11 protein-coding genes are annotated in these 11,304 nt (G+C 51.5%); 6 read left to right on the forward strand and 5 right to left on the reverse strand.

The genetic code is table 11. The annotated features are described in order from the left end of the window. Positions 1 to 117: 117 nt before the first annotated feature. The 3 genes from HZA49_00085 to queD are packed head-to-tail and all read right to left on the reverse strand — an operon-like array spanning position 118 to position 2,041. Complete coding sequence (locus HZA49_00085) at positions 118 to 1,173, reverse strand: protein arginine kinase (GenBank protein ID MBI5777839.1); 1,056 nt, start codon at positions 1,171 to 1,173, stop codon at positions 118 to 120. Next, entirely contained in the window at positions 1,174 to 1,683 is a 510-nt protein-coding gene (locus HZA49_00090; GenBank protein MBI5777840.1) for a UvrB/UvrC motif-containing protein, read from the reverse strand. After that, positions 1,673 to 2,041 (reverse strand): 6-carboxytetrahydropterin synthase QueD, encoded by a 369-nt coding sequence (queD, locus tag HZA49_00095; protein ID MBI5777841.1) that lies wholly within the window; start codon positions 2,039 to 2,041, stop codon positions 1,673 to 1,675. Before queD ends, HZA49_00090 begins: the two co-directional genes overlap by 11 nt. A gap of 80 nt (positions 2,042 to 2,121) precedes the next feature. On the opposite strand from queD, the gene glmS reads away from it, so the two are divergent. The 5 genes from glmS to HZA49_00120 all read left to right on the forward strand — a co-directional run bounded on the left by glmS (position 2,122) and on the right by HZA49_00120 (position 7,223). Beyond that, entirely contained in the window at positions 2,122 to 3,942 is a 1,821-nt protein-coding gene (gene glmS / locus HZA49_00100; GenBank protein MBI5777842.1) for a glutamine--fructose-6-phosphate transaminase (isomerizing), read from the forward strand. A 74-nt stretch (positions 3,943 to 4,016) separates the two neighbouring features. Then, positions 4,017 to 4,355, forward strand: a complete 339-nt coding sequence (locus HZA49_00105; GenBank protein ID MBI5777843.1) for a hypothetical protein — start codon at positions 4,017 to 4,019, stop codon at positions 4,353 to 4,355. Then, on the forward strand, positions 4,352 to 4,735 hold the full coding sequence (gene sdhC / locus HZA49_00110; protein MBI5777844.1) for a succinate dehydrogenase, cytochrome b556 subunit: 384 nt from the start codon (positions 4,352 to 4,354) through the stop codon (positions 4,733 to 4,735). Before HZA49_00105 ends, sdhC begins: the two co-directional genes overlap by 4 nt. A gap of 2 nt (positions 4,736 to 4,737) precedes the next feature. Next, positions 4,738 to 6,462, forward strand: coding sequence for an FAD-binding protein (locus HZA49_00115; GenBank protein ID MBI5777845.1), 1,725 nt, complete (start codon positions 4,738 to 4,740; stop codon positions 6,460 to 6,462). Between the two features lie 8 nt (positions 6,463 to 6,470). Then, a complete protein-coding gene (locus tag HZA49_00120) occupies positions 6,471 to 7,223 on the forward strand; it encodes a succinate dehydrogenase iron-sulfur subunit (protein MBI5777846.1) in 753 nt (250 codons plus the stop codon). A 155-nt stretch (positions 7,224 to 7,378) separates the two neighbouring features. Here the strand turns inward: HZA49_00120 and HZA49_00125 are convergent, their stop codons facing one another. Further along, entirely contained in the window at positions 7,379 to 9,001 is a 1,623-nt protein-coding gene (locus tag HZA49_00125) for a DUF1957 domain-containing protein (GenBank protein MBI5777847.1), read from the reverse strand. A 706-nt stretch (positions 9,002 to 9,707) separates the two neighbouring features. Next, positions 9,708 to 9,953 (reverse strand): helix-turn-helix domain-containing protein, encoded by a 246-nt coding sequence (locus HZA49_00130; protein MBI5777848.1) that lies wholly within the window; start codon positions 9,951 to 9,953, stop codon positions 9,708 to 9,710. 253 nt (positions 9,954 to 10,206) lie between these two features. Here HZA49_00130 and HZA49_00135 point away from each other — a divergent pair, with 253 nt between their 5' ends. Then, on the forward strand, positions 10,207 to 11,301 hold the full coding sequence (locus HZA49_00135) for a hypothetical protein (GenBank protein MBI5777849.1): 1,095 nt from the start codon (positions 10,207 to 10,209) through the stop codon (positions 11,299 to 11,301). Positions 11,302 to 11,304: the final 3 nt, after the last annotated feature.

Below are 11,304 nucleotides of genomic sequence, written 5' to 3' on the forward strand. Positions count from 1 at the left end.
GCCTTATGGCGCCACTTACCCGATGTTACATCGGGGCATTATTACAGCCCGTTCGAGGGTCCCGAAAGCATTCTGGACCACTTGCATTGATTACACTAATAATAATTTCCAACGGGGTCAAGCATTTTCAACCAGTTTTTTTCTGAGATACTGGGCCCGGGCGATATCGCGTTCGGCGGCAGTAAGCGTCTTTTTTTCCATCTTCTGCAGGTGGGCCGGTTGGGAGAAGATGAATATTTCGTTGAGGGTTTTTATGTCCATGTCCTTAATCAGCCCGACGGTGATGCCGACCCGGATAACCGAGAGCAATTCGGAGATTTCCTGCGAGGTGATGGACGAGGCGTAGCGCAGGGTACCGTAGGCGCGCCAGATGCGGTCTTCCAGGTGCTTGGTCGGGTCGGCCAGCAGTTTCTCGCGCCAGGTCCGCTCGTATTTGATTATTTCCGGGATGATGTTGTATATTTCGTTGATGATGTTTTTCTCGGAATAGCCCAGGGCGATCTGGTTGGCAATCTGGTAGAAGTCGCCGGTGGCATAGGTGCCTTCGCCGTATAAGCCCCGGACGATGAATTTAATCCGGATGAGCGACTGGAAGACCTTTTCAATCTGCTTGGTCACGGTCAGGGCCGGCAGGTGGAGCATGACCGAGATGCGCATGCCGGTGCCGACATTGGTCGGGCAGGCGGTCAGATATCCGAACTGGGGCGAGAAGGCGTAAGGCAGCTCTTTTTCCAGTTTATTGTCCAGTTCGTCTATTTCCTTCCAGCTCTCGGTCAGCTGGAGCCCGGATTTTAATATCTGCAGCCGGAGGTGGTCTTCCTCGTTAATCATGATGCTCAGGGATTCGTCCTTGTCCAGGGCCAGGGCCCGGGCGCCGTTTTTCTCGGCGTGGTCCTTGCTGATGAGATGGCGCTCAACCAGCAGGGTCCGTTCCAGCTGGGTCAGTTCCTTGAGTTTGAGATAGGTCATGTCCGGGATGATGTTGCCAGTCTCCAGTTTGGACCGGATAAGCGTTTCCACCTCGGACAGCTGAGCCTCCTTGCCGATGCTGGTAAAAGGGTGTCCCCGGAGATTGCGGGCCAGGCGGATCCGGCTGCTGATGACGATGTCATTGTCCGGCCCGTTGGCCTTGAGCCACTCGCCGACCTGGGCGATGAAAATGTCTGTCTTCATTTATTTATTATTCGTCTTATTCTTTTTGAATTCCTTGATGCTGTCGCGGATTTTGGCCGCCTCCTCGAATTTTTCCTCCTTGACCAGCTGTTCCAGTTCCTGCTGTAGTTTTTTCAGCTCAGCCTCTTTATGCACGGTCTTGGAGACGTGGGTCGGGATTTTACCGCGGTGCTGGGCGGTGCCGTGTATCTTTTCTATCAGCTGTTCGATGCCGTTCTTGAAAACGTCGTAGTCCTCGGCGCAGCCGAACCGGCCGAGTTTCTTGAATTCCAGATAGGTCATTCCGCAATGCGGGCAGACCAGGGTGCCCATCTCCTTGACCATCTTGCCGATAATCGGCTCCATCAGCCCGGCCAGGAGTTCGGGCAGGAGCAGCGACTGCTTGGCATTAACCGGTGTAATGTGCTGGGCGCAGTCCTTGCACAGATGGACTTCCTGGACCACATTGTTATTTATCAGGTGCGACAGATGCACCGAGGCTGGTTTTTTCTGGCACTTTTCACATAGCATCGGAATAACACGCTCCTGCCTTGGCTGATTCCCAGATACAAACCTTTATCCGGTTTGATTTAGGAAGTTTCTTCTGAATCCTCCGGTGAATCATCAAGGCAATATTTTCGGCCGTGGGGTTGAGTTTGGTAAAGTCCTTGAGCTCGTTCAGGTACTTATGATCGTACTCGGCCAGCACTAGGTCGAGCGCCTTCTTGAGGACGGTAAAATCAATGGCCAGGCCGAGTTTATCGAGATTATTCTGCCGGATATAAAGTTCCACGCCGTAATTATGGCCGTGGAGTTTTTCGCATTTGCCTTTGTATCCGCGCAAATGATGGGCGGCCGAGAACTCGCTCTTGATTACTAGTTCGTACATGGTGTATATATTTATAATTGCCGTCAAAATCTGTCAAATTATTTCTTGACTATTAAGGCGCGAGGTATAGAATGCTTCTCATGTGCGGAATTATCGGATGTGTCAGTAACCGACCGGTGGCGCCGATTTTAATGGACGGATTAAAGCGGCTGGAGTATCGCGGCTATGATTCGGCCGGCATTGTGGTCCTGGAAAGCGGGGGTTTTCGCAGCCAGAAGACCGTGGGCAAGGTGCGGGCGCTGGACATCCTCCTTAAGGGACAGGGTTTTTCCGGCCACATCGGCATCGGGCATACCCGTTGGGCTACGCACGGCGCGCCGGCCACCTGCAACGCCCATCCTTTCTTTTCCTGTGATAATTCGGTGGCGGTGGTTCACAACGGCGTGATTGAGAATTACCAGGAGCTGCGTCGGGAATTGATAAAGCGGAAGCATTCTTTCCAATCAGAGACCGACAGCGAAGTGGTGGTCCATCTGGTGGAGGAGTATTTGGAGAAGCATCAGCCATTGGAGGCGGTGCGCCTGGTCTGCCAGCGATTAAGGGGCAGTTTTGCCCTGGTGTTTATGTTTACCCGTTTCCCGAATCTGGTTATCGGGGCGCGGCTCTACAGCCCGCTGGTGGTCGGACTGGGAAAACACGAGACCTTCCTGGCATCCGATGTGCCGGCATTCCTGAAACACACCCGGAAGGTGGTTTATCTCCAGGATCGGCAGATTGTCGAGATAAAGAAATCAGGCGCCAAGCCGGCATTGAAGATAATTGATTTCGGCGGTAAGGTGCAGAGTTATCATATCGCACAGGTGAAATGGAATATCCAGTCGGCCGAGAAAGAGGGCTATGCCCATTTTATGCTCAAGGAGATTGAGGAGCAACCCGAGGCAGTCAGGCGGACCGTGAATTATCCGCATTATTCGGCGCTGGAGCCGATAAAGAAACGGCTGGCCCGAATCAACCGGGTGGTGCTGGTGGCCTGCGGCACGGCCTGGCACGCGTCATTAGCCGCTAAATACGCCATAGAGGAACTGGCCAGGTTGCCGACTGAGGCGTTCTTGGGCAGCGAGTTCCGGTATGCCTTGCCGCCGTTGGATAAGAATACGCTGGTGGTGGCGGTGTCGCAGTCCGGCGAGACGGCCGATACCCTGGCGGCGGTGCGGGCGGCTAAGGAGCATAATGCCTTGTGCTTGGCCATCTGCAATGTGGTCGGTTCATCGCTGACCCGGGAGGCCCAGACCACGCTTTACACCTTTGCCGGCCCGGAAATCAGCGTGGCATCCACCAAGGCCTATACCTGCCAGCTGGCTTTGCTGACTGTCTTGGCGGTGTATCTGGCCCGGGGCAGGAAGTCGATCGGCCCGGCAACCGAGAAGAGGCTGCTGGGCGAGATAAAGAAACTGCCTGATAAAATTAGGAAGGTCCTGGCCGATAAGAAGACCATCGAGAACTGCGCCGAGTCGTATAAGAAGGTTTTTAACTATATGTATATCGGCCGGAAGAATAATCTGGCCACGGCTTATGAGGGCGCGCTGAAGATGAAGGAGATTTCCTACACCCACGCCGAAGGCTACGGGGCCGGGGAGATGAAGCACGGGCCGTTGGCCCTGGTGGACGGAACTTTCCCGACCATTGCCGTGGCGCTTAAGGACAGCGTTTATGAAAAGATGATTTCCAATATCCGGGTAATCAAGGCGCGCAACGGCATTGTGGTGGCGGTGGTTACCCGGGGCGATAAGGATGTCCGGGAGATTGCGAACCGGGTGATTGAGATTCCGGCGGTCAATGAGATATTGTCGCCCATTGTGACGGCCATTCCGATGCAGCTGCTGGCATACTATACGGCAGTCAAAAAGGGCCGGGAGATTGACCAGCCGCGCAATCTGGCCAAGAGCGTGACTATAGAATAATTTTGGTATTTCTTGACGCAGCGTTTTCAGTCGGATATAAATCGCCTTGAGGGAATTTAGAAGGTTCTTGTAAGATGAGTTTCATCCGTTGGTTGTTGCAGCGAATTACAGGACTCCTGTTGGTATTGGGACTGGGCACGCATACGATTGTTATTCATTTCTCCGGACATTCGCCGATAGATGTTAATGTGGTTCATGACCGGCTCAAAGACACTTTTTGGCTGGTATTTTACATCGTATTCCTGGCCGCCACTCTTTTTCACGGCTTGAATGGTTTTTACGAAGTCATTGATGATTACAAACCCAGCCAACGCCTGCGGGCGCTATTAGGCTTGGCGCTTTGGGGGATTGGTCTGCTTGCTTTGGTATGGGGTATATACGTATTGATGGCCTGGAGCAATCTGGTGATATGATAAAAAAGATATTTTCCGTTTTTTGTGAATTGGTGCTGAACCGTAATGAAGGCACAATGGCCTTTATCCTGCACCGCCTGACCGGGCTGTGCCTGGTCGGCTATATCTTCCTGCATCTGGTGGTGGTGGGCAGCAATTTCATCTTCGGCGGCACCGCCTTCAATACCCTGATGAGTACATTCGAGACGCCGCTGGTGAAGTTGCTGGAGATTTGCCTGATCAGCGTGATTGCCTTCCATAGCATAAACGGCCTGCGGATAATCATAGTTGATTTCCTGAATATTACCAGAACCCAGCGGGCGTTGTTCTGGGTGGTGCTGGGGCTGTGTGTCTCGGCAGTAATAATTACGGGAGTGCTTTTCTTGCCTAAGATAATTTAATGATGTTAGCTAACAAATATGATGTTATTGTAATCGGCGGGGGACTGGCCGGACTGCGGGCGGCTATTGAGGCCCAGGCCAAGGGCGCTTCGGTGTTGATTGTGTCTAAACTCCATCCGTTGCGTTCCCATTCCGGCGCGGCCCAGGGCGGAGTCAATGCGCCGCTGGCCAATAATCCCGAGGCCAAGGATGATACGCCTGAAAAACACGCCTATGATACGGTCAAGGGCAGCGACTTTTTAGCGGACCAGGACGCGGTTCAGCTGATGACGGCTACGGCGCCTGAAATTATATATGAGTTGGAACACTGGGGCTGTCCGTTTTCCCGGACAGATGACGGCCGGATTGCCCAGCGGCCGTTCGGCGGCGCCGGTTACCCGCGCACCTGCTACGGCGCTGATAAGACCGGGCTTTATATGCTCCATACGCTTTACGAGCAGGTCATCAAGCGGAATATCACGATAATCTCCGATTTCTTTGTTACGGCATTGATTGTGGAAGGCGATACCTGCTATGGTGTTGCGGGTATTGATATGGTTAAAGGACGGATTGAGACCATCGTAGGCCATTCAGTGATTGTTGCCACCGGCGGGGCCGGACGGGTCTACGGCAAGAGCAGTAACGCCCTGACCTCAACCGGCTTGGGTATGGCGCTGGCCTACTGGGTAGGCGCGCCGCTCAAGGATATGGAGTTTATCCAGTTCCATCCGACCGGCATTATCTATAAACATATTCTGATGACCGAGGGTTGCCGGGGCGAGGGTGGATACCTGGTCAATAGTAAGAATGAGCGTTTTATGCAGAAATACGCGCCCAGCAAGATGGAACTGGCCCAGCGCGATATCGTTTCCCGCTCGATTGCCACGGAGATTGAGCAGGGCCGGGGATTTACGGCCCGGGACGGTTCGGGCTATGTCCATTTGGATATGAGGCATTTGGGTGCGGAAAAGATAATGGAACGCCTGCCCGGAGTCCGGGATATCTGCCTGGAATTCCTGGGGCTGGATATTGTCAAGGAGCCGGCGCCGATTCAGCCGGTCCAGCATTATACCATGGGCGGGATTGATACCGATGTCAATGGCGCTACCTCGGTCAGGGGTCTTTATGCGGCCGGCGAGTGTGCCTGCGTTTCAGTGCACGGCGCCAACCGGCTGGGCGGTAATTCGCTCCTGGAAACGCTGGTATTCGGAAAACTCAGCGGTCTGGCCGCCGCGCGCTACATTGCCGATGTCAAGCAGAAGTCATATATACCGCAGAATTTAATCGCCAATATATCACGATTCTACGAGTCTAATTTCAAGCGAATTACTAATTCCAAGGGCGAGGAGAAACACCGGGTTCTTAAGAACGAGCTTAATGAGACAATGGATAAGCTGGTGGGTATCTTCCGGACGGCCCAGGATTTACAGGCGGCTTTGGCCAAAGTAAAGACGCTGAAAGAGCGGTTCAATCATTTGGGTCCGCCCCAGGATGGCTTGAAGTTCAATTATGATATCCTGACCCATCTGGAGTTGGAGGCCAATATCGATGTGGCCGAGGCGGTGATTGTGGGCGCCTTGAAGCGCGAGGAAAGCCGAGGCTCTCATTCCCGAAAGGATTTCCCGGCCCGGAACGACAAGGATTTTCTTAAGCATACTTTGGTGTATTACAGGGCCAAGGGTGAGGTGGATGTCCAGTATAGGCCGGTGGCGATGACTAAATATCAGCCGGAGGAGCGGAAGTACTAAGAAAGTTTATGACTGAGTTCAGAGTATTTAGATTTGACCCGGCGGACAACAAACCGGCCCGGTTTGATACCTACACCGTGCCCTGGGAAAAAGGCATGACGGTGCTGGAGGGCTTGCTTTATATTTCCGACTATTTCCAGGATTCGCCGTCCTTCAGGTATTCCTGCCGGGCCGCGGTCTGCGGTTCCTGCGCCATGCACATCAACGGCAAATACCGGCTGGCCTGCAATACCCTGATTGAGACATTACTCAAAGAGGGCAATGGCACGATTACCATCCAGCCGCTGGCCCACCTGCCGGTCTATAAGGACTTGGTGGTGAATATGGATAATTTCTTCAGGAACTATGAGGCCATTAGGCCGTATCTGATACCGGATAAGTCAGTGCCTGAGAATGGTTCGGCGGCGCTCACCACAAGGGAATTTATCCAGTCGCCCAAGGACCGTAAAAAGATAGACGGCGCCATAGATTGCATACTCTGCGGTGCTTGTTACGGCTCCTGCCCGGTGGCCGGGACCAATCCGGAATACCTTGGGCCGCATGCGATTCTCAAGGCAGCCAGGTTTTATAACGACAGCCGGGATGCGGCCAGTAAAGAGCGTCTCTCCATTATCGGAAATAATCACGGACTCTTCCGTTGCCATTCCATATTCAATTGCCAAGTGGTCTGCCCCAAGAACCTTGACCCGGCCGGCGCCATATCGCAGATGAAGATGAAGCTGGTCTGGTCAAAGGTAAAAGGACTCTTCGGGCTGGGATAAATTATATCACCACAAAGGACACTAAGAGGAACACGAATCGCACGAATTAAACGAATCACACGAATAGATTCGTTTTACTCACTATAAGTAATTATTATTCGTCTTATTCGCCGTATTCGTCTGATTCGTGTTCTCTTTTATTCCTCTGTGGGTAATCAGGCATAAACCCGATAATCCATTTCCTCAAAGAGATTATCCTCGGCCTGTATTTCGTCAATATAGGCTTCGTCAATCGTGTCGTTCTTTATATCATCATAAAGCCGGTTAAAGCGGCTGAGGTGGGTCTTGAATCTATTCTGGGCATAGCATTCGGAATGCTGGGTGGTAATCAGGAATGTCCAGTCGCTGCTCTGGGCCAGGAGCAGTTCCCGGGCCATCTGGTTCAGCGCCTTTTGATGCAACCCGTTTACGGACGGATACTGATTTACCGGTTCGCTGGCGCGGTCTCTGGTGAGTTCCAGCATCCGCTCTTCGGCCTTATGCAGATGCCGGTAGAACCAGTCGTTCTTGCCGTTGAGCCAGACCTTGCAATAGCCGCCGTCGCCCCAGGTGGAGAATGACGGTTGGGAGACCTGTAATTTGGGTTGTTGCTTAAGGTATTCATTGGGTGTGATTAGTTTTAATTCTTCCTGTGTGTTTAGCTTTCGGACCAGCGCCTCAATAAAATCCGGTCCCTCAAACCACCAGTGCCCGAATAATTCCGCGTCATAAGGGGCGATAATAATTGGGAATTGCGAATTGCGAATAGCGAATTTACCAGAAATATAATTAATCTGCTGCTGGCGGTTGAAGATAAAGTTATCCACGTGGTTCTGTATCTTGGCCAGGGCATTGCGGCGGTTATATGGTTGCTTTAGGTGCAGAGGCACATCGCCGGTAATCCGGTAGTATTTGATGCCGACATTACGCCGGACGCCGTCCGAATGAAGATATGGTTTGATATACTGGTAATCAGCGTCATAGCCCAGGTCGCGGTAGAATTCGCGGTAGTTGGCATCGCCCGGATAGCCCTCCTTGGCGCTCCAGACCTGGCGCGAGGTCTCGGCATCCCGGCCAAAGGCCGCTACCTTATACTGCCGGTCCGCGTATACCGGCAGATAGGTGTTCATTATCGGTGTCGGTGAGCCGTTGGTAATGCCGTGGGTATCAATGATAAAATACTTGATGCCGGCCTGTGCCAGGATGGCTTCCAATCCTGGATAATAGCCGCATTCCGGCAGCCAGATGCCGGCGGGCTTCCGGGCAAAATGTTTCTGATAATTTCGGACCGAGGTCATTACCTGTGCCCGGACCGATTCCGGATGTTTCATCAAGGGCAGGAATCCGTGCGTGCCGGCGCAGGTGATGATTTCCAGATAACCCAATTGTTGAAACCTGCCAAATGCCTGGACCAGGTTGCGGTTATAATTGTTATGGTATAAATCCTGTAATTTCCTGAATCGCTCGTGATACATCCGGGCGGTATCACGGAATAAGCCATCACCTGCGGTATTGACTATTTCCTTTTCGGCTAACTCCACCAGACGGGACAGATGCTGTGAATAGCGGTTCTGTAAGAGTTCATCCGTGAGCATCTCGCACAATGGCGGCGACAGCGAGATGGTCATCCGGAAAGGCACGTTATCGCGGTACAGTTCCTCAAATGCGGCCAGGAGCGGCAGATAGGTCTCGGTGATGGCCTCATACAGCCAGTCCTCTTCCATAAAGTCGGTAAAATTCGGATGCCGGACATAGGGCAGATGGGCGTGCAGGACAATAGATAAATAACCCTTGAGCATGGATTAGATTATATTATGGCTCTCTGACCGAGTCAAGAAAATACATAATCACTCATGGGCAGAATATCCCTCTCTGACCTGCGCACATTTATACCGGTGTAAGATACTCTCTATCTTTGTTATCCGTATAATGCATCTCCGGTAGGTGTGTGAAATATAGTGGGGGACTATTTTATTAACTACTGGTATTTGTATAATAGCCGGGCATGAGAGATGCAATATATCCCGCCCAGAGATAAAGAGTATCCCGGCCGGAGATGCAGATAATGGGGGTTATGGGATTTATAGAGTTCCGGCAGAGATATAAAGCATCGTGGTTGGAGATATCTGGTCTATCGGAGCGCGGCCTTATTAACTACTGCCGGAGATATATTTTATTTCCGGCATCGATATAATACCTGACGGACGGATATACACATTATCTGCGGCATTTGCATAGAGTCAATTTGCCGGAGATAAGGAGTATTTATACGGTAGGGAAAGGCACGATAGGTGTAGGGAATTATAACGGCCCAACAGCGGTATAGAATATATCGGCGAGTAGAGTTATGGCATAACGGCAGGGGTATCCCTACGGGAGGCAGTAGCACTAAAGTATGGATGCCAGGGGTAGGGAGCAGGGATGTGGGGGGGAGGGGTATAGGAGGGGGGTAAGGCAGATTTCAAGCATAAAGCAGGCAAAATAATGGACTGAAGGTGCCAATGGCTATTTCTGGATAAACGGCTTTAGACCATGTTTTTTGTATCGGTAGATATTCCATCTGACCGTATTATAAGAGCATTTAAGCCGTTGGGCAATCCGCTCAAACTCTATTTTCTGGTCAGAGAGGTAAAGAATCTGGAGACGCCGGCGTTTTTTATATTTACCTGCAATATTCAGATTTCGCAACTCGTCGCTGACTATCTTACGTTCCTGGTCGGTTAATCTGATAAATTGATGCGGATAAGGCATAGTTTTATTGTATCAGATGGCGTGAAATAACTCAAGGATAAAATGATTAAAAGGAATACCCCGCGATTCGCGGGGTCTAACTGCCCCTAATTCGCTTCGCTCAAAGGGGCAGTAAGAAAATACCTAATTCCACTTGACAAACCCTGGTATATGGGGTATATTACTATATAATAAATATAAATCAATCATGCCTACTAAAGCGGGAGCTAATGGTCCCGAAAGCATTCGGAACCAGAAGAAAAGGAGTTTTACTATGCATAATAAAAAGTGGCAATGGTGGTTAACCTGGAGGGTGATACCGATTCTCGGTATTTCTTTATTGCTTTATGCGGCGGATGATGTCAAGATGAAACTGACCGACAGCGCCGGCGTGTCCGAATTCGCGGTCCAGGATTCCACCGGCGCATCCGTCTTCCGGGTAAACTCGGACGGCAATGTCACCTTAGGCGCCTGGCAGGGGACTAATATCGCGGTCGCCAATGGCGGCACCGGACAGGCAACGGCCAATGCGGCTTTTAATGCTTTAGCGCCGACACAAACTGGTAACGCAGGTAAATTCCTTACCACAGATGCGACTAATACCTCCTGGGGAACTAGTGTTTCCGGTGCAATCATTAATTTAAACGCAAGTTCCAATTTTGCCACTAATATCAATACCGGGACCTCTACCGGCGCGGTTTCCATAGGGAACGCGTCAGCGACTGGTATTTCCGAACAAGTCGGCACAGGCAACTATACTCTTAATGGTACTACCGCTTCAAATTATACCATTGGCGCTTCAACCACTACAGGAACGATGACTATAGGGGGAACCGCTCAAACCGGCGCTATTACCCTTGGTTCATCTTCTGGAACGCAAACGTTGAATCTTGGAACCGGCGCCGGCGCTTCAATAGTAAGGATTGCCACTGGTGCAGGTAACAACGACATAACTATTGGTGGAGGAACAGTCGCCGCCGGAAATGGCGTGCGCATAGGCATTGGCAAGTTCACCGTGAATAAGTCGGTAGCACCAACTATCGGATTAAACGCGAATACAACTGCGACAGTAGCTCAAATTCTTGACGCTGGTGTAATTGGCTTTGCGGCTTCTGCAGCTCGCACCTTAACATTTCCTACTGCTCAGGGAGCTACCGGATTGGTGCAAGCCCTGCCTGGAACCCCGGCCGTTGGAGATACGTTTACTTTTGTGGTCTTCAATACTGGCACTTTTGCCGTAACCTTGGTCGCTGGAGCTGGCGGCACTATTGTCAACACCAATACCATTAGCAGTACCACTGGTTCTAGGGTCGTAACCTGTCGCGTCACTGGTGTAACTGCGGGCTCGGAAACGATAAGCATTTATTAAGTA

The sequence above is a fragment of the Planctomycetota bacterium genome, from assembly GCA_016235865.1.
Classification (GTDB): domain Bacteria; phylum Planctomycetota; class MHYJ01; order JACQXL01; family JACQXL01; genus JACRIK01.

Bases quoted from the DNA above. Each gene is read 5' to 3' on its own strand.
- HZA49_00085 (MBI5777839.1), bottom strand. From the start codon at position 1,173: ATGAAGACAGACATTTTCATCGCCCAGGTCGGCGAGTGGCTCAAGGCC.
- HZA49_00090 (MBI5777840.1), bottom strand. From the start codon at position 1,683: ATGCTATGTGAAAAGTGCCAGAAAAAACCAGCCTCGGTGCATCTGTCG.
- queD (MBI5777841.1), bottom strand. From the start codon at position 2,041: ATGTACGAACTAGTAATCAAGAGCGAGTTCTCGGCCGCCCATCATTTG.
- glmS (MBI5777842.1), top strand. From the start codon at position 2,122: ATGTGCGGAATTATCGGATGTGTCAGTAACCGACCGGTGGCGCCGATT.
- HZA49_00105 (MBI5777843.1), top strand. From the start codon at position 4,017: ATGAGTTTCATCCGTTGGTTGTTGCAGCGAATTACAGGACTCCTGTTG.
- sdhC (MBI5777844.1), top strand. From the start codon at position 4,352: ATGATAAAAAAGATATTTTCCGTTTTTTGTGAATTGGTGCTGAACCGT.
- HZA49_00115 (MBI5777845.1), top strand. From the start codon at position 4,738: ATGTTAGCTAACAAATATGATGTTATTGTAATCGGCGGGGGACTGGCC.
- HZA49_00120 (MBI5777846.1), top strand. From the start codon at position 6,471: ATGACTGAGTTCAGAGTATTTAGATTTGACCCGGCGGACAACAAACCG.
- HZA49_00125 (MBI5777847.1), bottom strand. From the start codon at position 9,001: ATGCTCAAGGGTTATTTATCTATTGTCCTGCACGCCCATCTGCCCTAT.
- HZA49_00130 (MBI5777848.1), bottom strand. From the start codon at position 9,953: ATGCCTTATCCGCATCAATTTATCAGATTAACCGACCAGGAACGTAAG.
- HZA49_00135 (MBI5777849.1), top strand. From the start codon at position 10,207: ATGCATAATAAAAAGTGGCAATGGTGGTTAACCTGGAGGGTGATACCG.